The organism is Lancefieldella parvula DNF00906 (assembly GCF_000758945.1).
GTDB lineage: Bacteria > Actinomycetota > Coriobacteriia > Coriobacteriales > Atopobiaceae > Lancefieldella > Lancefieldella parvula_C.
This window is the reverse complement of sequence record NZ_JRND01000019.1, coordinates 15,591-40,185: the sequence shown is the minus strand read 5'-3', so window position 1 is coordinate 40,185 and position 24,595 is coordinate 15,591. Positions and strand designations below refer to the sequence as shown.

The window sequence follows — 24,595 nt, the reverse complement described above, 5'->3', positions numbered from 1 at the left end:
AGCTACCTAGTCATTACTCTTATGTCAATTGCGACAAGCAGTTCTAATGAGGTGACAGCAGATGCAGCGTAGAAAAAGGTTTATAAAAGGTCTGTCATTATTGGTAGTTCTTGTTATTTGTGGCTTACTGATTAACAACTGGTTTTTTAAGCTGAATACTATGAGACTGCCAGAGTTAAAAAAGCAGGCAGCTCAGTATGTTGTGCAACAATATGAGAATAAGAAAAATGGTCTTAAGTCTGATTTTGGGTCCGCAGAAAATATTGATTTAGAGACCGCTACTATCTCTGGGCCATTTTTAGGAGTCAGTCAAGCTAACCTACTTATGTTGAATGTAGATTTATATTGGGTAATAAGCTCTCAAGAAACGGTTGTTGGTACTGTTGAGCAAGATTTGGGGCTATTCGCCATTGGGTCTTATTTTGGAACTCCAAAAATGTGGATTCAAACAAGGAACGCTGGGCTGTTACAAGAAATGCATAATAGAAATTATAGATGTCTAGTTAGAAGTTTTTGTGGCTTAGGGTTAAGTGGATGGCCGCCACCGTATCTAGCTGATGGTTATTTAGGAAGTTATAGCCCAGATGACGGATATTTCGAAATTATAAAAGAAGATTATCACGTATCGGAAATTATTAGCTTCCGATTAGGGGAAGAACACTTGGACTTTATGGCAAATCCTGAGCGTGTTGTAGATTTAGTTAAGTAATTTCGAGGTGTTTTCTCTTCTTTAGAACTGAGAAAAATGTTCCTTTCGGTGGACCTAAGGGTTCAATGGTAGTTGGACAAAAGGCAAGAATAGACGGTGTTGTGTATGAATTTGATCAAAAAGGCATTGCTAGAAAAGTCTTAAATCCAAATATTGTTCCCGTGTTAGCGCCAACTACAGACTTAAGTGAGGTAACTGATGATGCAGCGTAGAAAAAGATTTATAAAAGGTCTGTCATTATTGGTAGTTCTTGTTATTTGTGGTTTGCTGATAAATAACTGGATTTTTAAGTTGAATACTATGAGACTGCCAGAGTTAAAAAAGCAGGCAGCTCAGTATGTTGTGCAACAATATAATGCTTGTAAAAACGGTTCAAAGTCAGATTTTACTTCTGTTGATAACATTAACTTGGAAGATACAGAGATTGCTGGCCCGTTTTTGGGCGTTAGCAAAGATGGCCCAGTAGTAATGAACATAACGCTCTATTGGACAATAAGTTCTCATGGAGTTCTTATTGGAACTGTTGAGCAAGATTTGGGAGTCTTTGCTATAAGCGCATTTACGGGATCTTCATCAGAACTGTGGATTCAAACAAGGAATGCTGGGCTGTTACAAGAAATGAATAAGCAAAAATTACCGTGCTTGGTTTGGTCAGTTGCAGGAGAAAATGGATGGCCTCCAAGCTACCGATCAGATGGTTATTATGGCCGCTATAGTCCAGCTGACGGAGATTTCGAAGTTATAAAAGAAGATGCATATCACGTATCGGAAATTATTAGCTTCCGATTAGGGGAAGAACACTTGGACTTTATGGCAAATCCTGAACGAATCCTGGATTTAACCAAGTAATTTTGCGGTGTTTTCGCTGTTCTAAAACAAGAGTCAGTTCAATTTGGGCTGACTCTTGTTTAATCTTCACAACATATCCGTAATTTCTAAAGGCAAACGGTAGTAAAACATCGGTAAACGGTAGTTGACTTTGCTTACTACTTGTGTAGTTAGTTAAATAATTTATATATTATACAAGGTAAAATAATAGTAAAGCCCGCTATCTGCGGGCCTTCTTAGCTGCTATTAAGATTTATATGTAGTAAATAATACAACAAAACACGTTTTCATATTTTGAGCAGCCAATGGGCGATATTTTTATACCGTTGGGCGAACTGTGTTCAGAGGAAATATCTTTTCTTCATATAGTTATATAGATGTAAGCCACACAAGTGGCATTGGTGCCACGTTGTGGCAAGGAGAGTTTTTAGAAAGAGGCAGAAATGAGCGAGTTTATTAACCGTCCACTTTCGCGTCGCGGCTTCCTTGGCGGAGCAACTGTAGCAGCTGGTCTTGGTCTCACCGCTTGTGGTGGCGGACAGCAGAAGGCAGCTGAAGCTCCATCTGGAAAGGAAGGCGGCGGCACAATTACTGCTGGTACCGCTTATTCAACCCAGAACTATGATCCATCTACTACTTCATCAGCACTTGCTCTTGGTGTTAACTGGCAGGTAGTTGAGGGCCTCTACGGTCTTAACTTCCACGACTACTCAACATTCAATGAGCTGGCTACTGCTGATCCTAAGAAGGTTGACGATTACACCTTTGAGATTACCCTCCGTGACGGCGCAAAGTTCTCTGATGGTAACGAGGTAAAGGCTGATGACGTTGTTGAGTCCTTCAACCGTTCCGCTGCTAAGGGTAGCGTTTACGTCCCAATGCTCGCTCCAATTGCTTCCGTAGAGAAGAAGGATGACAAGACCGTCACCGTTAAGACCACCATTGCTAACTTCTCCCTCCTCAAGGAGCGCCTGTCCATCGTTCGCGTTGTTCCAGCAAGCAGCTCTCAGGATGAGATGAAGAAGCAGCCAGTCGGTTCTGGTCCATGGATGTACGAGTCCATCTCTGACAACACTCTTGACCTTGTTCCTAACAAAAACTACAACGGCGCAACTCCTGCTAAGGACGATAAGCTCCACTATGACGTCCTTAAGGATCCAACCGCTCGTCTGACTGCACAGCAGGACGGAACCACCCTTGCTATGGAAATGGTCCCTGCAGACGCTGTAGACCAGCTCAAGGGCGCAGGCTGCACCGTTGACGCTGTTCAGGGCTTTGGTGTCCGCTTTGCAATGTTCAACCTTGGCAAGGCTCCTTGGGACAACGTTAAAGTTCGCCAGGCATGCCTCTATGCACTTGATACAGATAAGATGCTTGCAAACGCATTCTCTGGTCAGGCAGAGGTTGCTACCAGCTACCTTCCTTCTTCCTTTGCTAACTACCACAAGGCATCCACTGTCTATGCTCATGATGTTGACAAGGCTAAGAAGCTCATCTCTGAGTCCGGTATTACTCCAGGTGATGTTGTTCTCCGCACCACCGATAACGAGCAGGTTAAGTCCATGGCAACTCAGGTCAAGAACGACCTTGATGCACTTGGCTTTAATGTAAGCATCGTTTCCGATACTTCTCCTGCAACCTATGCTGCAATCGACGCAGTTGACGGTTCTTGGGACATCCTGCTTGCCCCTGGCGATCCTTCCTGCTTCGGCGCAGACGTCGACCTGCTGCTTAACTGGTGGTATGGCGATAACGTCTGGATGACCAAGCGTTGCCCTTGGAAGGAGTCTGCTGAGTGGACCAAGCTTCACGACCTTATGACCAAGGCTCTTGGCCAGTCTGGTGCTGATCAGCAGTCCACTTGGAACGAGTGCTTCGACATCATCGCTGAGAACGTACCTCTGTACCCAGTTCTCTTTGCTAAGACCTTCACCGCTTCCTGGAGCGAGAAGCCAAACAGCAACGGCGTTGCTCTCAAGGGCTTCAAGGGTATCGGAACCACCGGTCTGTCCTTCATTGATGTCAACACAGTTACTGCTAGCTAATTTGTTGCCATCACGCGCTTAGCATCTCATACATTGGGGCCCGAGCGTTTTACCTATAACGCTCGGGCTCTTGTGCGCAAAATTTAGTCCTGAGGTGCACAAAGTCTCATCAAATTTTATTTGTACGGTTTGTTTTAAAGAGAGAGGGGGAGATAGTGAACAACCTATTACGTCTTATCGGACGCCGTCTTATTGCGCTGCCGATTATGGCTCTAGGCGTCACCTTTCTCGTATTCTTCCTAATGTCTTTCTCGCATGTTGATCCTGCATACAATGCCTTGGGAGAGTCTGCTTCTGAAGAAGCTATCCAGCAGTATCACATTGAGAATGGCCTTGATGATCCATGGCCTGTGAGATATGTACGTTATATCAGTGATGTTGCTCATGGAAATCTGGGTACCTATGGCACTTCTCACTATTCAGTTGCTGCAAGAATTTCAAAGGCTCTGCCAGTAACTATGCAGTTGACCTTTATGGGTCTCTTTATTGGCGCAATAGTTTCGTTTACGTTGGGTGTTATTGCGGCTCTCTATAGAGACCAATGGCCCGATCAAATCATCCGCGTATTCTCAATTGCCGGTCTTGCAACGCCATCATTCTGGTTGGCAGTTCTTTTGATTTTGGTCTTTGCGTCTACGCTCAAGCTTTTGCCTGCCTCTGGAGCACTACCAGATCCTACGGTAAATCTTGGCGGCTACCTTGCCCGTATGATTATGCCGGCATTTGCACTTGCGGTTCCAATGTCTGGTCAGATGACCCGTATTGTTCGTACCGCAATGGTCGAGGAGTTGGATAAGGACTACGTCCGTACTGCTCGCGGTGCTGGTATTCCAGAGAGAATCGTTATTGCAAGAAACGTACTGCGCAACGCTCTTATTACCCCTGTAACCACACTTGGCCTCAAGATTGGTTACCTCATGGGTGGCGCCGTTGTTATCGAGGTTATTTTTAACCTCCCTGGCATGGGTACCGCAATTCTCGAGGGCATCCAGGGTAACGAGGCAATGCTTGTTCAGGGCGTTGTTGTTGTCGTTGCACTGTCCTTCATCATCATCAACATTGTTGTTGATATGTTGTACATCTTGATTAACCCACGCATTAGGACGGTGTAGTGCGATGGTACAAATTAGAAAAAAACAAGTCGAGAAGCTCGAAGAAGCAGCAGCAAAGGGTTCAACCTTTGGTGGCTTCAAGAAGATGAAGACAGCTTCCAAGATTGCTCTTGTCATTCTTGTCTTTGTTGTTCTTGCTTCTGTCTTTGCAAACTTTATTGCTCCACATAACCCACTTGAGATTTTCAACGCTCGTCAGGCTCCAGGCAATGGATTCATTTTTGGTACTGACGATAAGGGCCGCGATATTCTTTCTCGTATGCTTTATGGTGGTCAGTATTCACTGGTCATTGGCTTTGGTGCTACGGGTATGGCACTGCTGTGCGGCTCAATTATTGGTGCAATTGCAGCTGTTTCTAGAAAGGCTGTCTCTGAGGTCATCATGCGTGTGCTCGACATCATCATGTCGTTCCCAGGCATTGCTCTTGCAGCAGTCTTTGTTTCTATTCTTGGTAACAGCGTTCCTTCAATCATCTTTGCCATTGGCTTTATGTATACGCCACAGATTGCGCGTATTGTTCGTGCAAACATCGTAAGTGAGTACGGCGAGGATTACGTAAGGGCAACCATTGTTTCTGGTGCTCGTGCACCTTGGATTTTGTGGAAGCACGTTCTTCGTAACTGCATTGCTCCCATCATGGTCTTTACCGTTACGCTGGTAGCAGACGCAATTATCTTTGAGGCATCTTTGACCTTTATTGGCGCTGGTATTGCAGAGCCAACTCCTACATGGGGTAACATCCTGGCTGATGCTCGTGCCGGCGTTCTTGCTGGCCGTTGGTGGCAGGCATTCTTCCCAGGTCTGGCCATCATGATGACCTGCCTGGCACTGAATATCCTCTCCGAGGGTCTTACTGACGCTATGGCAGCAGCACCTGGCGCGCCTGTTGATACAGAGAACTCTGACTCTAGGCGTGCAGATGACATTCTTGCATCTGATCCAGTTCGTGCCTACGCAGAGCAGGCAGAGTCCCTGGAGCGCAGGCTCAACGCACTTAAAGAAGTTGAGCTGTCCAGAACTGATAGGCGCAAGCCTGACTTTGATGTAAAGCCACTGCTCAGCGTTAAGGATCTTTGCATCAGCTTTGAGTCTCACGGAGACGTTAAGGTTGTTGACCACGTAAGCTTTGATGTTCGTCCTGGTCAGTGCATGGCACTGGTTGGCGAGTCTGGCTGCGGTAAGTCTATTACCACCAAGGTCATCATGGGTCTAACTGATCCAAAAGAGACTATTACTGGTGAGGTTCTCTACAAAGACCAAGACCTCCTGAAGCTCTCCAAAGAAGAGCATCGCAAGTTGCTTGGACACGAGCTTGCAATGGTCTACCAGGACGCTCTGTCCTCCTTGAACCCTTCCATGCTTATCTCTTCTCAGATGAAGCAGCTTACTAGCAGGGGAGGCACCCGTTCTGCAGAGGAGCTTCTGGAACTTGTAGGCCTGGATCCAAAGCGTACACTTGAGTCTTATCCACATGAGCTTTCTGGTGGTCAGCGTCAGCGTGTTCTGATTGCTATGGCATTAACCCGCGATCCTTCACTGGTTATCTGCGACGAGCCAACAACTGCTCTGGACGTTACTGTTCAGAAGCAGGTTATCAAGCTCTTGAATGACCTCCAGCGTCGCCTTGGCTTCGCAATGATCTTTGTAAGCCACGACCTTGCACTTGTTGCAGAGGTTGCTTCTGAGATTACCGTTATGTACGCAGGTCAGGTTATTGAGCAGGCAGCTACTACTGAGCTTCTGACCAATCCTGTTCACGAGTACACCCGCGGTCTTCTCGGCTCTGTTCTTTCCATTGAGGAAGGTGCACAGGACGGTACCAGACTTCACCAGGTACCAGGTTCTGTTCCTTCTCCAGAGGACTTCCCAACAGGCGATAGGTTTGCTCCTCGTTCAAGCCACCCAGACTTGGGTCTTGAGGTACATCCTGTTATTAAGGAGATTCCTGGTAAGCACCATCGTTTCTCCGAGCTGCCTGATGAGTATCTGAAAGAGCATGGTCTTGTGCCTTACCTTGAGCGTTCTCAAAAGGAGGTGAGGTAAATGGCTACAACAACTGAAGAGCAGCCAATTATCTTCCTCGATGATATTTCGGTTACGTTTAAGACGCGTACTGGCTCAATCTTTAAGCCTAATAAGGTCCACGCAGTACAGAATGTTTCTCTCAAGCTTATGCCTGGCGAGACCATTGGTATTGTTGGTGAGTCTGGCTGCGGAAAGTCCACTACCGCAAATGTCATGTGTGGTCTTCAGTCACCAACGTCTGGTCATGTGTACTTCAAGGGAATGGATGTTACCAAGCGTACTCCAGAGCTCAGGAAGCAGATTGGCCGCGTTGTCTCCGTTGTTTTCCAGGACCCAGCAACTGCTCTTAACCCTCGCATGATTGTTAAAGATCAGCTTATGGATCCACTGCTGGTACATAAGGTAGGAACAGAGCAGGAGCGAGAAGCCCGTATTAATGAGCTGGTCAGCCTGGTTGGACTGCCACATTCAGCACTTCGCGCCCTTCCTGGTCAGCTTTCTGGTGGTCAGCGTCAGCGTGTTGCTATTGCACGTGCGCTTTCTCTGAATCCATCGGCAATCATTGCTGACGAGCCTACTTCCGCATTGGACGTTTCTGTTCGTGCACAGATCTTGAACCTGCTTACAGACCTTAAGTCTGAGCTGGGTCTCTCGATGATCTTTATTTCGCACGATATCCAGACCGTTCGCTATGTTTCTGACCGCATCATTGTTATGAATCATGGTCAGATCATGGAAGATGGTCCCGCTAAGCAGGTCTTTGAGCATCCAACAGATCCTTACACAAAGACGCTTTTGGGTGCTGCGCCATCTTTGCTTCATCCAAAACTGGGTGAGTAGCGCTTTCGTTTTTGTTTGACCAGAGCGCAGCTTAGGCTGCGCTCTTTTAGCTTGTTAGGTGGATCAATGCACCAAGAAACGCTTGAGCTTGCAGAATTGAAGGCAGCTCATGCTTTGACGCCCTATCCTTCGGATTTTGAGGCGTTTTGGAAGGCACGTATGGAGGAAGCAGATAACGCTCCTCTCAGCTGGCAGATTGTTCCTTCAACAGAGGTCACGTCAACTGCTTCAGCTCATTTTTTTGATCTTACATTTGTAGGCATTGATGGTGCGGAAGTCTACGCAAAGTACCTGCGTCCACAGACTGCCTTAGATGTACAAACTCCGCTTGTTTTACAGTTCCATGGCTATCCAGGATCTTCTCGCAGCTGGTTTGAGCAGAGCTCATTTTTAGGCTTGGGCTGCTCGCTCATTGCGCTTGATAACCCTGGGCAGGGTGGTCGTAGTTTGGACGGAAGCTCATATAAGAGCACTACCGTCTCGGGTCACTTGGTGCTCGGACTAGATGGACCTGTAGAGGACCTTTACTTTGTTCATTTGTATCAGAATATTCGCTTGCTCTGCAGAATTGTTCGCCAGCTTGAAGGAATTGATACAGATCGCGTTTTTGTAAACGGCGCCTCGCAGGGTGGCGGAATTGGCCTTGCCACCTGCGCACTTAACCAAGGCCTCATCAACAGGGCAGCAATTCTTTACCCCTTCCTCACTGATTTTAGGTGTGTGTGGGAACTTAATGCTGATGAGGTTGCCTACGAGGGCATCCGTTATTATTCCCGCTGGTTTGACGCAGATGGTTCTCGCGTTGATGAGGTCTTTGCAAAGCTTGCCTATATTGATTCAGCTAATTTTGCACGCCTGGTTACCTGTCCTGTGCTTTTTGGCACCGGACTTGATGATCCGGTAGTTCCTCCAGAGGCTCAGCTTGCAGCTTACAATGCCTTGACCTGCCCAAAGAGACACTTGTTGTATCCCGGGTATGCGCATGAAGAGATTGGCGATTTTGACGATAAAATCATTGACTTCTTCTGCTCAGACAAGGGAGAGCAAGCTCTTGAAGAGTTGAACTCGTCATTTCCCGCTCAAGCAGAAGGCGAGGTGAAAGCATGAGGGGTTTAACACAAAGACTTGAAGATGCTCGCTCTTATCGAGGCGCTTGGCTTAGACCATCAAACTTTGAATCATTTTGGGAGCCATCTGTAGCGTTTGCACAAAATGCGCACGTAGAGAGTGTGGTTGAGCTTCCGTCCGCTACCCAGACTGCAACGTTTAAGCGCCTTACCTTTACCTCAACTGACCAGACGCAACTGAGCGCTCGTGTCGTTCTCCCAGCGGGTGCATCGGCGGCAGAGCTGATCACCGCAGTAGAGGCCCTGCCGGCGGCTGAGCCGTCAGCAACGACAGAGCTGCCAGCAGTGGCGCTCTTCTCCGATCTTGGTCGGGGAGTGCGCAGCTGGCTGCACCTTTTGCGCTTCTCGGCACTTGGTCTGCCCGTTGTGGCCCTGGAAGCTCGTCCATGCGCAGCCCAGCTCAAAGACGCTTGGAGGGGAGCGCTTACCGCAGAGGAGCTTGCTCACGCACTCATCAACCCGGATGACGCCGCATCCTCCACGCTCAAGCAGCTCATCGACGACGCGCTGGTAACCACCGCGGTTGCCTCGCGCTTCCTCGGGCGCACAACCGTCATCTGGGGAGAAGGTCTAGGCGGCTCGCAGGCTTTGTTTGCGGCTGCGCTTTTGCCCAAGGAAGTGAGCGCTACCATGGCGCTGAATCCGCTCTTTGCCGACAACGCAACAACCCTGCGCGCACATGTTGGGTGCGGAGACACTCCGCAGTCAGATGCAGCTATCGACGCGGTTGGTCTTCTCGACAGCGCGTGCGCGGCCGAGCTGGTGCGAGTGCCCGCGCTTATCGGAACGGCCCTGCTGGACCAGAGTGCACCAACTGAGGGAATGTTTGCGCTGTACAATCGCCTGCCGGGGCAGAAAGAGATGCGTGTGTACCCCAAGTTTGGGCACGAGCGCATCAATCAATTTGAGAACGAGCAAATCAACTATCTCTGCGAGGTTATATCAGAACTTTGTCATAACTAAGCGGACTATAATTACGTAGGTTCTTTGAAGTTGCTTTTGATCAATGCTTTGGTCGGCTACTTCAGTACATTGTTGTATGAAACCAGTTGGATTTTCCAACGTGTGAAAGGATAAAGCATGTCCAGTAACGTACCATTTAGCGGTGTTGTTCCACCAGTTGTAACCCCAGATACCCCAGATCATCAGCTTGATGTTGTGTCGTTTGAGCGCTCCATTAACCGTCTCATTGAGGCTGGCGTAGACGGCCTGTTCTTCCTTGGCTCTTCTGGCGAGGTTGTCTTTGCAACTGATGAGCGTCGTGATCAGATTGTTCGCGAGGCTGTCCGCATTGTTGACCACCGCGTTCCGGTCCTTGTGGGCATCATTGATACCGAGACCGAGCGCGTCCTGGAGCACGGTCGTCGTGCCCTCGCACTGGGTGCAGATGCTCTTGTAGCAACCGCTCCTTTCTACGCACTTGGTGGCCCAGCTGATATTGAGGAGCACTTCCGCATCCTTCACCAGGAGCTGGACGCACCTCTGTTTGCATACGATATTCCTGTCTGCGTTCACACCAAGCTTCCTTGGAAGATGCTTGCTCGCCTGGGCGCAGAGGGCGTTCTTGCAGGCGTTAAAGACTCTTCTGGCGATGACGTTTCCTTCAGGTATCTTGTTCAGGAGAACGAGAAGAACGGTCACCCTCTGACCCTTCTGACTGGTCACGAGATTGTTGTTGACGGCGCTCTTCTTTCTGGCGCTGACGGTTCTGTCCCTGGTCTTGCTAATGTTGAGCCAGAGGGCTACGTCCGCATGTGGAAGGCAGCTCAGGAAGGTAACTGGGCAGAGGTCAAGCGTGAGCAGGACCGACTCAACGAGATTTCCCACATCTTTGATGTCACTTCAGGCGTTCAGGGCTATGGTGCTGGCGTTGGCGCATTCAAGTGCGCACTTAACCTCATGGGAATCTTTGATTCTGACCAGATGCCTCGTCCTGTTAAGCCACTTGATGGCCAGAACCGTGAGGCAATCAAGCAGGTTCTTATTGCAAACGGCCTTCTCTAAACAAGAGGGGACACCATGGACTCTAAGTTTGTTTCTCCAACACATGTTTGCACCGTTGATATTGGCGGCACAAAAATCGCCTGTGGCATAGTCACCCTTAACGGCACTGACGCTCCAAACGTCCAGTCCGTAAAGAAGGTCCCAACTAACGCAAATGAGGGTGGCAAGCAGGTTCTTGCCACCGTTCTCCAGGCAATTAGAGAGGCACTTGCTCGCGCAGAAGAGCTGGGCCTTACTATCTCTGGCGTGGGTATTTCTTCTGCTGGTGTTGTTGACCCTCGTACGGGCGACATTACCTACGCAAATGAGCTTATGCCCGGCTGGGGCGGAACCGCTCTTGGCTCTGCAGTTACCAGCGAGTTTGACCTTTCCTGCAGCGTCCTCAATGACGTTCACGCTCATGCTCTGGGCGAGGCTCGTCACGGTGCTGGCCACGGCAAAGACAGCGTTCTAACCGTAGCAGTTGGCACGGGTATTGGTGGCGCTTTTGTGAACCACGGCATCTTGATGCTGGGTGCTCACGACGAGGCTGGTCACATTGGTCACGTTGCAACTCCAGCAGCTGCAGGCGTTGATTGTCCTTGTGGTGGAACTTCTCACCTTGAGCCTGTTTCCGCAGGTCCTGGCATTATTCGCGAGTACGTCCGCCTTGGTGGCTCCGACACACTTGAAGACGGTTCTGCTCTTGATGGCGCTGAGATTGACCGCAGGGCCCTTGCTGGCGAGAAGATCGCTCAGGCTGCAGAGGAGCGCTCAGGCCGCGCACTTGGTGAGGTTTTGGGCAGCATGTGCAATATGCTTGACCCTTCTGTCATCATCCTGTCTGGCTCTGTTGCAGAGTGCGGTAAGTACTGGCACGAGGCACTTGAAGCTGCATTTAAGCTGCAGGCCATGCCTCCTGTTCAGGCAACACCTATTGTGAAGGGCACGCTTGGTGGAGAAGCCCCTCTTATTGGCGCTGCAGAAAACCTTGTTCTACCCGGCTATTTAGAGACACGTCTTTAGGCAAGAAGCGCCAAGTCACTAATAGCTTGCTGACTTGGCTTGCTGACTTGGCTTGTTGATCCAGCACGCCGCAAAGACACATACCTTTAACGTACGTACATTCTTGTGAGGAGAATACCGTGGCATATTCAGAGCTTGTTGAGTCACTTAAAGGAAAACTCATTGTCAGCGTCCAGGCGTATCCTGGTGAGCCTATGAGGCATCCAGAGACCATGGCTCAGATTGCTCGCGCTTGTGAACTTGGCGGCGCAGCAGCTATTAGGTGCCAGGGTTTGTCTGACATCTCTGCCATTAAAGGCAGAGTTGAAATTCCTGTTATTGGCCTCTGGAAAGAGGGTCATGAAGGCGTCTACATTACTCCTACGCTTCGTCATGCGCGTGCTTGTATTCATGCTGGCGCAGATGTTGTTGCCCTGGATGCAACAGACCGTCCAAGGCCAGATGGTAGAACCTTTAAAGAGACCGTTGCAGCTCTGCGCGCAGAGTCTGACGTGCTGATTATGGCTGACTGCATGACTATGGATGATATTCGTCGCGCTGTTGCTGCTGGTTGTGACCTTGTTTCAACCACACTTTCTCACAACAAGGCTGCTATTGATACAACGCTTGACGATGGTCCTGACATTGCTCTTCTCAAGCAGGCAACCACTGAATTCCCAGGTATTGCCATTATTTGCGAGGGTCACGTCCACACACCACAAGACGCAAAAGATGCTCTGGATGCAGGCGCTTGGGCAGTTGTTTCAGGTACAGCCATTACACATCCAACTTCAATTACCTCTTGGTTTGCTGCAGCACTTGAGGATTAACGCTTGGAGCGGTAAGGTTTTCTCGTCACGTATTTAAGGAGCGCCTGTGAAGAAAAACGATCCTACACCTTCAGTTATTCCCGACATTGTCATTATTACGGGTATGTCTGGATCGGGTCGCACGCAGGCGCTTCATGTGTTTGAGGACATGGGTTATTTCTGTATTGATAACCTGCCACCAGCTCTTATTTTGCAGCTTTCTAACCTTGTGGGCATTAACACAGGTGTTGGCCGCCACTTGGCCGTTACCTGCGATTTGCGCTCGCAAGGTCTTTTTGATGACATCTCTGAAGCTCTGAAGTCTCTTGCAGATCACGAGCTCACGTACAAGATTGTTTATCTGGACTCCTCAGACGAAGTACTTATGCGTCGCTATAGCGAGAATCGCCGTCGTCATCCTTTAGCGCAGGAGGGAGAAAATCTCTCATCTGCAATTTCTAAGGAACGCGCACAGCTACAGGACATAAAAGCGCTGGCAGATGTGGTCCTAGATACCTCATCTATGCGTACTAATACGCTCAAGAGCCGTCTTCGTCGTGCATTTTCAGAGCTTGCTGAACAGCAGCTCATGGATGTCAGCGTATTTTCCTTTGGCTTCAAAAATGGTTTGCCCGTTGAGGCTGACCTTATGATTGACGTGCGCTTCCTGCCTAATCCTTACTATGATCCAGGGCTCAGGCCACTTACCGGCCTTGACGAGCCAGTAGCTCAGTTTGTCCTTACGCATGGCACTACCAAGAAATTCCTTAAGTCTTGGTTTGAGTTGCTTGACGTGGTTATGCCTGGCTATGTGCAGGAAGGCAAGAGTTTGCTCTCTATTGCGGTAGGTTGTACAGGCGGCCAGCATAGAAGTGTTGCAATCGCACGTGCTACGGCAGAGCATCTTACCAGCCAGGGATATCGCGTAACGCTTTTCCATCGCGATCTTGATGCGGCTCAGAAGAAGTCTCAGCAGGCTGAGTAGAAGTTAGCCCACCATGTCCTATACAGCCCTGGTAAAAAATGAGCTGGTCAGCGTACCAGAACTTCAGACGGAGTGCGAATTAGCACAGCTTTCTGCGCTTATTCGTGTTTCTGGAACGTTGTCGATGCACGGCCCTGGTAAATTTGCCGTTCGCATTGTTACCGAGACTGGCACGGTTGCCCGCACAGTTATTAGTTCTTCTCGCCGTCTGTTTGATCTGGGTACTTCCGTTGAGTACCGTCGCTCTATCATGCATAAGAAACGCAACTATTTGCTTGAGATTTCTAACCAGGATTCGCTTGCAGAAGCGCTTTCTGCTCTTGGTATTTACATACCGGGAGAAGGCCTGGTAAGCGGCATTCCAAAGAGTGTTATTCGCACCAAGCAAGCGCAGCGTGCTTTTTTGCGCGGAGCATTTATGGCGGGTGGATTTTTGGCTGATCCCTTAAAAGATTTTCACCTAGAGATTGCTGTCTCGGGTGAAAGATTTGCCTCTGAACTGGTAAAACTCATGGGATCCATTGGCGTTAAGGCACGCCTTAATCATCGTAACCGTCATACCAACGCTTTGATGCGCACCAGAGAAATTTATGCCGTCTACCTTAAGAGCTCTGACGATATCATCAAGTTTTTGCGAGAGATTGGTGCGCCCACTATGGCGCGCGCTATTGCGTTTACGCGTGTGCAAAAGCATTATCGCAACAACGTAAACCGAGTTGTTAACGCAGAGATGGCTAATCAAACGCGGTCTTCAAATGCAGCAGCAGACCAGTTAGCGCTCATAGAAAAGGCCGAGAAACTCATTGGACTCAGAGCCCTGCCGCCAGCGGTCAGAGATTTTTGTCTTGCACGAAAAGATAACCCTGAGCTGTCATTATCAGCACTGGGGGAGTCGTTTGTACCACCCGTATCCAAGTCCGCTATGTATCACCGATTGCTTCGTTTGGAAAAAATCGTTCAGGATTTAGAAAAAGATGCATAAGTTATCGGCGAGTGCGGTAAAATACTCGGTGTACGGTTTAAATGTTAATGAATCCGGAGAATGGCTCTGGGTCACCGAAAGGAGCATTACGTATGGCAGTAAAGGTTGCTATTAACGGTTTTGGCCGCATTGGTCGCCTTGCATTTAGGCAGATGTTTGGTCACGAGGGTTCCGAGATTGTTGCAATCAACGACCTTACTTCTCCAGAGATGCTTGCATATCTTCTGAAGTATGACTCTACTCAGGGCAACTATTCCCGTGATCACAAGGTAGAGGCAACTGACCACTCCATCATCGTTGACGGTCACGAGATTGTTATTTACAAGGAGGCAGACGCTAACAACCTGCCTTGGGGCGATCTCAACGTTGACGTTGTTCTTGAGTGCACCGGTTTCTACACTTCTAAGGACAAGGCACAGGCTCACATCAACGCTGGTGCTAAGAAGGTTGTCATTTCTGCTCCTGCAGGCAATGACCTCCCAACCATCGTCTTCAACGTTAACCACGAGACCCTCACTGCAGATGACAACATCATCTCCGCAGCTTCCTGCACCACCAACTGCCTTGCTCCTATGGCAAAGGGCCTCAACGACTTCGCAACTATCAAGTCCGGTATCATGACCACCATTCACGCATACACTGGTGACCAGATGATCCTCGACGGCCCACAGCGCAAGGGTAACTTCCGTCGTTCCCGTGCTGGTGCAGAGAACATCGTTCCTAACTCCACTGGTGCTGCTAAGGCTATCGGCCTTGTTCTTCCTGAGCTCAACGGCAAGCTTATTGGTGCTGCTCAGCGCGTTCCTACGCCAACTGGCTCCCTCACCAACCTCTATGCTGTTGTTGACAAGAAGGTCACCGTTGACGAGGTCAACGCTGCAATGAAGGCTTATGCAGAGACCATCCCAGAGACCTTTGGCTACAACGAGGATGACATTGTTTCCCGCGACATCGTCGGCGAGACCCACGGCTCCATCTTCGACGCAACTCAGACCATGTGCTCTGACCTTGGCGATGGCACCACTCTTGTTCAGGTCACCTCTTGGTACGACAACGAGAACTCCTACACTTCCCAGATGGTCCGCACCATCAAGTACTTCGAGAAGTTCGTTGCTTAAGTTCTAGTTACATAGACGCCTTAGGCGCGGTCGCAGCATCTGCCGCGATCGCGCCTTCTTTTGTTGGAAACGTATTTAAAGGAGTGACATGGCTTTTACAAAGAAGACTGTCCGCGATGCAGATGTTGATGGTAAGCGCGTTCTTATGCGCGTTGACTTCAACGTGCCTCTAAAGGACGGCGTTGTTACTGACGACACCCGCGTTCGCGCTGCACTTCCAACCATCCAGTATCTTCTCGACCACAACGCAAAGGTCATCCTGATGAGCCACCTTGGCCGTCCAGATGGCACCGGCTTCCAGCCAGAGCTTTCCCTGCGCCCAGCTGCAGAGAAGCTTGCTGAGCTTCTTGGCCACGAGGTTAAGTTTGTTGAGGACACCTATGGCGAGAAGGCCCGTGAGGCTGTAGATGCACTCAAGGACGGCGAGGTTCTTGTTCTTGAGAACGTCCGTTTTGACAAGCGTGAGAAGAAGAATGATCCAGAGATTGCAAAGACTCTTGCATCTTATGGTGACATCTTTGTTCTTGATGCCTTTGGTACCGCTCACCGTGCACAGGGCTCTGTTGTGGGACCAGCAGCTTACCTTCCTGCATATGCTGGCTTCCTGCTTGAGAAAGAGGTTGACACTCTTACCTCTATCTTCTCTAACCCAGAGCGCCCACTTGTAGCTATTGTTGGTGGCTCCAAGGTTTCTTCTAAGATTGGTGTTCTTGATCACCTTATCGACTCCGCTGATACCCTTATCATCGGTGGCGGTATGGCTTACACCTTCTTCCTGGCAAAGGGTTATACCGTTGGCACTTCTCTTCAGGAGCCAGACTGGATTGAGCGCGCAGGTGAGATGCTCAAGAAGGCAGAGGAGAAGGGTGTTAAGATTCTGCTTCCTGTTGACAACGTTGTTACCGATCACTTTGGTGAGGACGCTGTTGGTGAGGTAGTTCCTTCTGACCAGATTCCTGCAGACCGTATGGGTATGGACATTGGTCCTAAGACTGTTGAGCTTTACTCCGAGGCAATCAAGGGCGCAAAGACCGTCTTCTGGAATGGTCCTATGGGCGTCTTTGAGTTTGACCAGTTTGCAAAGGGCACCGAGGCTATTGCTCGCGCTGTTGCAGATGCTGATTGCACCTCCATCATCGGCGGCGGCGATTCCGTTGCAGCAGTTAACAAGTTCCACCTTGCTGACAAGATGAGCTGGATTTCCACTGGCGGCGGCGCTTCCATGGAGCTCGTTGAGGGTAAGGCACTTCCAGGAGTGGAGGCGCTTCTCGATGCGTAATCGTATGATTGCAGGTAACTGGAAGATGAATGAGACTTTCGCTGAGGGCGTTGAGCTTGCTCAGGGAATTGTCGATCAGCTTGCTTCTGGTACCGGAAACGTTGATGTTGTTATTGCTCCACCTCTTGTAGACCTTAAGGGTGTCTCTGAGGTTCTTTCCCAGGCCAACTCTTCCGTTGCTCTTTCTGCACAGAATGTGTACTGGGAGGAGTCTGGCGCATTTACTGGTGAGACCTCTCCAGCAATGCTGACTTCTGTTGGTGCAACGTACTGCATCATTGGTCACTCTGAGCGTCGTGGCTACTTTGGTGAGACCGACGAGGACATTAACCGCAAGGCAAAGGCACTGATGGCTCATGACATCGTTCCTATTTCTTGCTGCGGTGAGTCTCTTGAGGTTCGTAACGCTGGTACTCACGTTCAGTTTGTTGTTGATCAGATTAAGGCAGATACTAAGGATCTAGAGATTACCGATCCTTCCAAGTACGTTATTGCTTACGAGCCAATCTGGGCAATCGGTACTGGCATGACTGCAACTGCTGATGACGCACAGGAAGTCTGCGGCGCAATCCGCAAGACCCTGGTAGAGATCTTTGGCGCAGAAATTGCAGATGGCATCCGTATTCTTTACGGTGGCTCTGCAAAGCCAGAGAACGTTGGCGGCTTCCTCGAGAAAGAGGACGTTGACGGCGCACTTGTTGGTGGCGCATCTCTTAAGGCTGACTCCTTCGTTGCAATGGTAAAGAGCGCAATGAACTAAACTGTGGCAAAGCTCCTTACCAACGGTTAGGCGCTTGGCTCATCTGTTAAGTTCTTGTTTGTTTTACAACTTGGCACACGTCATTCCCAAAGGGGAGTGGCGTGTGCTATTCTTTTCTGTCGTACGTAAAAAATAACTAGGGCTGGATCTTCTCGCCAGCAAGAGGGGGAACCTCGTGGGCGTTCTGAATACAATTCTTTTGGTGCTGTTTGTACTTTCTGGCATTTTGACGGTGCTGCTTGTTCTGGCACACTCCGGAAAGGGCACTGGCGTTTCTGACATGATTGCTTCTTCTATGTATAACGCAAGCGCTGGTTCAGGCATTATGGAGAAGAACCTTGATCGCCTTACCATCATCACTACAACCATCTTCCTGGTTTGCGCGATTGTGATGGCTCTCACATTCCCTGTTGGCGCTATTGGCTAAACAGCTCCTTTTACCTTTGAATCATCTGCCGAGAAACCCGGGTTTCTCGGCATTTTTTATTTGTAGCCTGCGGAGTGTAGGTAAATTTGCTGAAGGAAACGCCGGCAAAAAGATCTGACGCAACAGATAGCAGTTTTCTTTTACTTCTTAACAGAATTTTCAATAACGTTTCTCATATGTAAACAAATTTGATTGTGACCTGTACGCTGGTGTCAAACAGTCATTATATGGGATACGTTTTACTGGGATTGGTATGCATAATCTTGCTTATCTAAGAGATATTTTTGGGTTAAGCAGCTTATCCATGGTAAAATTACACTTTGCTGTGTATTCACGGCAAGTTTGTTGTAGGAATGCTAGGTTGCCATACCGAGAAAACCTCGCTTATCAGGTGGATAAGCGCAAGGCGGTGAGGAGAGTCAATGGCACGGTTTGTTTGGTACGTTACAAAGAGGATTTTGAGCTACATTGTGATGATTTTTGTTGCAACTTCGCTCACATTCTTCCTCGCATCATCATTTATGAACCCACGCTCCAACTTTGAGCAGCGTACTCCACGTCCTCCACAGGAGTCTATTGAGGAAAACCTGTATAGGACTAATCTAAATGATAAGACTCCAGTTATTGAGCGTTATCAGGTCTGGATTACCAATCTGCTTACCAAGTTTGACTTTGGTATGACCCCAACTGGCGATAACGTTAACCGAGAGATGAGCTCAAAGTTCATGGCTTCTATTCTGCTCATGACTCCAGCAACTATTTTGTCTGTCGTTATTGGCGTCAGCTTGGGTGTTTATACCGCTCAGCGTCAGTATCAGTGGCAGGACCGTTTCTTAAGTGGTGTTGCTTCGATTCTTCTGGTTATTCCAACTGTTGTTATGGCAATCTTGATTGTTTTTGCGGCAATTGAGATTAACGCACGTGCCGGTACTCGTATTTTCTACGTAACCGATCTTTCTAGTGGAGATACCGGAAACTTCTTCACTTGGCTCATTGACTTCCTCCAGCACATTATTCTTCCAACCATTGTTCTTACTATCGTAAGCTCCGTTGGTTACCACCTCTCTCAGCGTACATACCTGCTTGACGAGATGCACGCAGACTACGTTCGTACTGCTCGCGCTAAGGGCCTCACTCGTAAGAAGGCAATTCGTAAGCACGCTCTTCGTGTTTCTTTGATTCCAACTGCTGTTTCAGTTGCTTTCTCACTTGCAGGTATCTTTACCGGTGCTGTTATGACCGAGAAGGTCTTTGCAATTCACGGTCTTGGTGAGTACTTCATTAACTGTATTAACAACAACAATATTCACGGTGCAGTTGCAGTTGCAGCATTCTCTGGCGCAATGACTCTTGTTGGCGCTCTTCTGGCTGACCTCTTTGCTGCTGCTCTTGATCCACGAATTAAGATGAGCTAAGGAGGCGGACATGTCTAAAGAAGAGCTTCAGAATAAAGACGAGAAAAACGTCTCCATTGATGCGGGTCTTACTAACGCCGAGCGTGAGCTTCAGGCAGATGCTAAGTCTGACAACAAAGAAGTTAAAAGAATTAGCTATGCTGGCTTGATTGCAAGGCGTTTCTTCCGCCAGCGTTCTGCAGTAATCGGTTTGATTATTCTTGGAATTATGGTTCTCATTGCAGTTTTTGGACCATATGCCACTCCATTTAATTACACAGATGCTGACTTTACTGCAATTAACATGGCTCCTAATGCAAAGCATTGGTTTGGTACTGATGGTGCTGGTATTGATTTGTATGCCTGTGTTGTCCACGGTCTTGGCCGTTCTTTGACCATTGGTATCAGCTATGCAATCTTGACCACTATCATTTCTGCAATTATTGGTACTGCCATTGCTTATGTCCGCGGCATTCCAGAGAAGATTGGTATGTGGCTTCTTGATATGCTCATGGTCATCCCTAGCTTCTTGCTGGTTGCTATGATTGTTCGTGCAGCAGGCGGTGAGTCTGGTTGGCTTATGCTGATCTTTGGTCTAACTGCTTTTGGTTGGATTGGTCGCGCACGTACTATCCGTACCATGGCTCTGTCTTTGCGTGAGAGAGATTACGTCAAGGCCGCTAAGTATATGGGCGTTCCACCATTTACCATCATTGTTCGTCACCTTATTCCAAACCTTGGCTCAATTCTTATTATTGATTTGGTCTTGGCTGTTATTGGTGGCATTAACTCTGAGACTGCATTCAGCTTCTTGGGTCTTGGTATCAAGGCACCAGATACCTCTCTTGGTTATCTTCTGAGTGCTGGCTCTTCTGCAATGCTTACTACTCCATGGATGATTCTGATTCCATCGGCATTTCTGATTGTTGTTTGTGTTGGCCTGCAGCTCATCGGCGACGGCCTTCGCGATGCCTTTGACCCTTATTCACGCGCTGCTGGTAGCGTTAAAGATCAGGAAGAGGATTCTTCCAAGGATGACGCTCAGCTCGGTGATCTTGAGGGAAGCATCGTTTCTGAAGAAACTACGGAGCGTGCATAATGTCTGACACTACTACTACTTCAACAAAGCAGGGAAGTGTAGAGATGGACGATGTCCTTCGCTACGAGCTGCTTGAATCAAACGGTCCAAAGGGTGCTCCAACAGGAGATCCAGTTCTTTCTGTTCGTGATCTTAAGGTTTCCTTTAATACTGAGGCTGGTCGTGTAGATGCAGTTCGCGGTGTTAACTTTGACCTCTGGGGTGGCCGTACCCTTGGTATCGTAGGCGAGTCTGGTTCTGGTAAGTCAGTAACCGCTCTGTCTCTTATTGGCCTTCTTGATGACAATGCTCACGTCACCGGCTCTATTAAGCTTGGTAATGAGGAGCTCATTGGTAAGACCGACGAAGAGATGTCAGAGCTTCGTGGCACTAAGATTTCTATGATTTTCCAGGATCCACTGTCTGCTTTGACTCCAATGTTCTCTATTGGAGATCAGCTTGCAGAGGCTCTGCTTACCCATAATCCTCACATGAGCAAGGCAGACGTTCGTAAGCGTTGTATTGAGCTTCTCTCTATCGTTGGTATTACTGATCCAGAGAATCGTCTTGATTCTTTCCCACATGAGTTCTCTGGTGGTATGCGTCAGCGTGTTGTTATTGCAATTGCTATTGCAAACAACCCTGACATCATCATCGCAGACGAGCCAACCACCGCTCTTGACGTAACTATTCAGGCTCAGATTCTTGACGTCTTGAAGGTTGCACAGAAAGAGACTGGCGCAGCAGTTGTTCTGATTACTCACGACCTTGGTGTTGTTGCAGGTACCGCTGATGACATTATGGTTATGTATGCAGGCCGTGGCGTAGAGCGCGCAAGTGTTGATACGCTTTTTGCTGAACCTCGTCACCCTTATACCATGGGCCTTCTGGGTGCTGTTCCAAAACCTCACCTTCAGGCAGAGCATAGGCTTGTTCCTATTAAGGGCAATCCACCATCACTTGCTGCTATTCCAACTGGTTGTCCTTTTAACCCACGTTGTCCTATGGCTACCGAGGAATGCTCCAAGAAAGAGCCAGTGCTGCTTCCTGCAAATGCTGCCGAGGGTCACTTGGCATCTTGCCACCACCTTCAGGAGATTTGCGAGAAGAAGCTCACTTACGCTGAGGTGTATCCAGACTTTGAGCCAATCCTTCCAAAGTGGGTTGATGTACCTCGTAACGAGCGTCCTGTTGTACTCAAGGTTGAGAATCTTACCAAGACTTTCCCTGTTCAGGGTAAGGGCTTTATTAGGCGCAGCAAGGGCACTATGACTGCTGTTGACCGTGCAAGCTTTGAGATCCATGAGGGAGAAACTCTTGCGCTTGTTGGCGAGTCTGGTTCTGGTAAATCAACAACTCTGATGCAGATTATGGATTTGCTGAAGCCTGAGGATGGTCGTATTACGGTCCTTGGCAAAGATGTTGCTGAGCTTAAGAACGCTGCACAGCGTAGAGAGCTGCGTAAAGATCTTCAGGTTATCTTCCAGGATCCAATGAGTTCTCTGGACCCACGTATGCCTGTCTATGACGTTTTGGCTGAGCCACTTCAGGCACAGGGTTGGAACAAAGAGGATATTAATACTCGTATTGGCGAGCTTATGCGTCTGGTTGGTATCAACCCAGACTATGTTGACCGCTTCCCATCCCAGTTCTCTGGTGGTCAGCGTCAGCGTATTGCTATTGCTCGTGCTCTTGCAACAAGTCCAAAGATTCTTCTCTTGGACGAGCCAATTGCATCTCTGGACGTTTCCATTCAGGCAGGTATTATTAACCTCCTTGAGGATCTTCAGGTTCAGTTGAAGATTTCTTATCTCTTTGTTGCTCACGATCTTGCTGTTATTCGTCATATTTCTGACACGGTTGCTGTTATGCACCTTGGCAAGATTGTTGAGTACGGTGAGACTGAAGACGTCTTTACTAATCCACAAGACCCTTATACCAAGGCGCTCCTCTCGGCTATTCCAATTCCTGATCCAAAGATTGAGCGTACCCGTGAGCGTATGATCTACCAGGATGGTAAGCTGGTTCCTGCAACCCACATCTCTAACGAGTAACAAAGATTCAATAATTTTTTTGAAAACCCGCACTTAAAACCAGGTGCGGGTTTTCTTTGTTACAAATAGTGAACTAGGTTGTTACGGGAATGTTTCTGCTATGGAGTATTTTCAGGCAATTTCGTATAGTTAAGTGAATATCTGTAGGCCTTTAACGAAATGGGTGATCATATGGCTGACAGTTTTTCCCGTCGTTCGTTCTTTGCTCTGACTGGTATCACCGCCGCAGGCCTTGGCCTTGCCGGTTGTGCTCCATCAAATAATCAGGGCGGCTCTACCACAACTGGTACTGAGCCACAGGACGGCTCTCCTGCAAACACTCCTCTGGATCAGCTTCCACTTCCAGAGAAGGGCAAGACGTACAACAATCCTAAGACTCGTGATGAGGTTAAGGATGGCGGTACTCTGACTCAGCCAATCACTGAGATTGGTCCACAGTGGAATTACTACCAACTTGCTGGTAATACCGCTTACATGAACATCCTTCACGGTCTTATCAACCCTCGTGACCTGTTCCTTACTAACGCTGATGGCGATAAGTATGAGCCAAACAAGGATTACATCAAGGACTTCAAGGTAGAGGAGAAGGACGGCAAGCAGGTTGCTACCCTTACCTTCACTGATCAGGCTACCTTCAACGATGGTACCGCTATTGACTGGACCGCAATTCAGACCGCATTCATCACTATGTGTGGTCAGAATAAAAAGTTTGCGGTTTCCTCAACTGATGGTTATGACAAGTATGAGTCTGTTGAGCAGGGTGATACTGCTAAGACCGCTGTTGTTACCATGAAGGAGCCAGTCTATCCAATCGAGAGCATCTTGAGCTATGCTCTGCACCCAAAGCTTCAGGATCCAGACTTCTTCAACAATGGCTACAACAATGAGCCACACAACGAGCTTGGTTCTGGTCCTTATATTGTTGATTCTTTCGATGACTCTGCTGTAACCTTCAAGCCAAATCCAAAGTGGTGGGGTGACGCTCCTAAGCTTGATACCCTTGTTTACAAGCAGATGGATACCCAGGCTTCCATTAACGCATTCAAGAACGAAGAGGTTGACACTACTGGAAGCTCCGTCAATGGTTCCGCTGAGCTTCTTTCTAACTTCACCGGTCTTGGTGATAAGGCTCAAATCCGTCGTGGTCTTGGTTTGTCTATTGCTGTTATCGAGATCAACTCTACTCGTGGCGTTCTTCAGGATGCTGCAGTTCGTAAGGCATTCTGCCAGGTTGTTGATCCTGCAACTATCGTTTCCATCGTCTTCCAGGGCGTTAACTGGAAAGAGGATGCTCCAGGCTCCATGCTTTGGCCTTACTGGGCAGCTGGTTATGACAACAACCTTCCAGATGATATCAAAAACCTCAAGTCTGCTGATGAGCGCAAGGCTGCTGCAAAGAAGACTCTTGAGGATGCAGGCTACAAGCTCAACGGCGATTACTATGAGAAGGACGGCCAGCAGGTAACCTTCGCCTACACTCTGTTCGGTGACGGTACTACTGTTAAGAACCGTGCTGCTGCAATCCAGAAGATGTGTAAGGATGCAGGTATTAACCTTACCCTTGATTCACACCCATCTTCTGAGTTCTCGGATGTTCTTACCTCTGGTTCTTGGGACGTTTGCCTCTTTGGTTGGGTTGGTTCCTCGACTTCTTACAACAACGGCAACCAGCTCTATGGTTCTGAGTCTGGATCCAACTTTGGTCAGCAGGGCTCTGCAGAGACCGATGAGATGTTTGCAAAGGTTGTCTCTACCAAGGACTTTGATGAGCGCATGAAGCTCATGAACCAGGCAGAGAAGAAGATGATGCAGACTTACGCTTATCTTCCTGTCTACACTGGTCCAGACTGCTACGTTGTTAAGAAGGGTCTTGCCAACTTTGGTCCATCACTCTTCCAGAGCGTACCTGCAACCATTGTTGGTTGGCAGAAGTAAGCAGGGGACACGCTTGTCTTCTCGCAAAGTTCTTTTGAGAAAAAGTTTTAAATTTTCTCTCAAATGTTGCTTGAAGATGTGTTAGTATATCCCTCGCTG

The 24,595-nt window shown here is 48.5% G+C and carries 22 protein-coding genes; all 22 read left to right on the top strand.

Going from position 1 to position 24,595, the window contains the following annotated elements; translation table 11 throughout:
• Positions 1-61 precede the first annotated feature (61 nt).
• Entirely contained in the window at positions 62-709 is a 648-nt protein-coding gene (locus tag HMPREF1647_RS03905) for a hypothetical protein (protein ID WP_035432230.1), read from the top strand.
• A gap of 65 nt (positions 710-774) precedes the next feature.
• A complete protein-coding gene (locus HMPREF1647_RS06985; RefSeq protein ID WP_156095542.1) occupies positions 775-921 on the top strand; it encodes a hypothetical protein in 147 nt (48 codons plus the stop codon).
• Entirely contained in the window at positions 908-1,558 is a 651-nt protein-coding gene (locus HMPREF1647_RS03900; protein ID WP_035427312.1) for a hypothetical protein, read from the top strand. The genes HMPREF1647_RS06985 and HMPREF1647_RS03900 overlap by 14 nt, the downstream gene beginning before the upstream one ends.
• A gap of 422 nt (positions 1,559-1,980) precedes the next feature.
• Complete coding sequence (locus tag HMPREF1647_RS03895) at positions 1,981-3,582, top strand: ABC transporter substrate-binding protein (RefSeq protein ID WP_035432228.1); 1,602 nt, start codon at positions 1,981-1,983, stop codon at positions 3,580-3,582.
• 155 nt (positions 3,583-3,737) lie between these two features.
• On the top strand, positions 3,738-4,694 hold the full coding sequence (locus tag HMPREF1647_RS03890) for an ABC transporter permease (protein ID WP_035432226.1): 957 nt from the start codon (positions 3,738-3,740) through the stop codon (positions 4,692-4,694).
• A gap of 4 nt (positions 4,695-4,698) precedes the next feature.
• On the top strand, positions 4,699-6,738 hold the full coding sequence (locus tag HMPREF1647_RS03885; protein ID WP_035432223.1) for a dipeptide/oligopeptide/nickel ABC transporter permease/ATP-binding protein: 2,040 nt from the start codon (positions 4,699-4,701) through the stop codon (positions 6,736-6,738).
• Positions 6,739-7,560 (top strand): ABC transporter ATP-binding protein, encoded by an 822-nt coding sequence (locus HMPREF1647_RS03880; protein ID WP_035432222.1) that lies wholly within the window; start codon positions 6,739-6,741, stop codon positions 7,558-7,560.
• 66 nt (positions 7,561-7,626) lie between these two features.
• On the top strand, positions 7,627-8,667 hold the full coding sequence (locus HMPREF1647_RS03875) for an acetylxylan esterase (RefSeq protein WP_035432220.1): 1,041 nt from the start codon (positions 7,627-7,629) through the stop codon (positions 8,665-8,667).
• Positions 8,664-9,650: an acetylxylan esterase gene (locus HMPREF1647_RS03870; RefSeq protein ID WP_052039124.1), complete on the top strand. Its 987-nt coding sequence runs from the start codon at positions 8,664-8,666 to the stop codon at positions 9,648-9,650. Before HMPREF1647_RS03875 ends, HMPREF1647_RS03870 begins: the two co-directional genes overlap by 4 nt.
• A gap of 117 nt (positions 9,651-9,767) precedes the next feature.
• A complete protein-coding gene (locus HMPREF1647_RS03865; RefSeq protein WP_035432218.1) occupies positions 9,768-10,691 on the top strand; it encodes a dihydrodipicolinate synthase family protein in 924 nt (307 codons plus the stop codon).
• A gap of 15 nt (positions 10,692-10,706) precedes the next feature.
• Positions 10,707-11,696: an ROK family protein gene (locus HMPREF1647_RS03860; RefSeq protein ID WP_035432215.1), complete on the top strand. Its 990-nt coding sequence runs from the start codon at positions 10,707-10,709 to the stop codon at positions 11,694-11,696.
• 119 nt (positions 11,697-11,815) lie between these two features.
• The gene (locus HMPREF1647_RS03855; RefSeq protein ID WP_035432213.1) at positions 11,816-12,505 is read left to right on the top strand and encodes an N-acetylmannosamine-6-phosphate 2-epimerase; all 690 of its coding nucleotides are present in this window, start codon (positions 11,816-11,818) and stop codon (positions 12,503-12,505) included.
• Between the two features lie 46 nt (positions 12,506-12,551).
• Positions 12,552-13,469, top strand: a complete 918-nt coding sequence (rapZ, locus tag HMPREF1647_RS03850; protein WP_035432211.1) for an RNase adapter RapZ — start codon at positions 12,552-12,554, stop codon at positions 13,467-13,469.
• Positions 13,470-13,482: 13 nt separating this feature from the next.
• Positions 13,483-14,451 carry a DNA-binding protein WhiA gene (gene whiA, locus HMPREF1647_RS03845; RefSeq protein WP_035432209.1) on the top strand — a complete coding sequence of 323 codons (969 nt, stop codon included), beginning with the start codon at positions 13,483-13,485 and terminating at the stop codon, positions 14,449-14,451.
• Between the two features lie 92 nt (positions 14,452-14,543).
• Positions 14,544-15,569, top strand: coding sequence for a type I glyceraldehyde-3-phosphate dehydrogenase (gene gap, locus HMPREF1647_RS03840; RefSeq protein WP_012809010.1), 1,026 nt, complete (start codon positions 14,544-14,546; stop codon positions 15,567-15,569).
• Between the two features lie 88 nt (positions 15,570-15,657).
• Positions 15,658-16,848, top strand: coding sequence for a phosphoglycerate kinase (locus tag HMPREF1647_RS03835; RefSeq protein ID WP_035432207.1), 1,191 nt, complete (start codon positions 15,658-15,660; stop codon positions 16,846-16,848).
• Entirely contained in the window at positions 16,841-17,608 is a 768-nt protein-coding gene (tpiA, locus tag HMPREF1647_RS03830) for a triose-phosphate isomerase (protein ID WP_035432206.1), read from the top strand. Before HMPREF1647_RS03835 ends, tpiA begins: the two co-directional genes overlap by 8 nt.
• Positions 17,609-17,783: 175 nt before the next feature.
• Positions 17,784-18,035: a preprotein translocase subunit SecG gene (gene secG, locus HMPREF1647_RS03825; protein ID WP_035432204.1), complete on the top strand. Its 252-nt coding sequence runs from the start codon at positions 17,784-17,786 to the stop codon at positions 18,033-18,035.
• A 422-nt stretch (positions 18,036-18,457) separates the two neighbouring features.
• Positions 18,458-19,450, top strand: coding sequence for an ABC transporter permease (locus tag HMPREF1647_RS03820; protein ID WP_035432201.1), 993 nt, complete (start codon positions 18,458-18,460; stop codon positions 19,448-19,450).
• 10 nt (positions 19,451-19,460) lie between these two features.
• Positions 19,461-20,528, top strand: a complete 1,068-nt coding sequence (locus HMPREF1647_RS03815) for an ABC transporter permease (RefSeq protein WP_035432199.1) — start codon at positions 19,461-19,463, stop codon at positions 20,526-20,528.
• Complete coding sequence (locus tag HMPREF1647_RS03810; RefSeq protein ID WP_035432198.1) at positions 20,528-22,561, top strand: dipeptide ABC transporter ATP-binding protein; 2,034 nt, start codon at positions 20,528-20,530, stop codon at positions 22,559-22,561. Before HMPREF1647_RS03815 ends, HMPREF1647_RS03810 begins: the two co-directional genes overlap by 1 nt.
• Before the next feature lie 171 nt (positions 22,562-22,732).
• The gene (locus HMPREF1647_RS03805; protein ID WP_035432196.1) at positions 22,733-24,496 is read left to right on the top strand and encodes an ABC transporter family substrate-binding protein; all 1,764 of its coding nucleotides are present in this window, start codon (positions 22,733-22,735) and stop codon (positions 24,494-24,496) included.
• Positions 24,497-24,595: the final 99 nt, after the last annotated feature.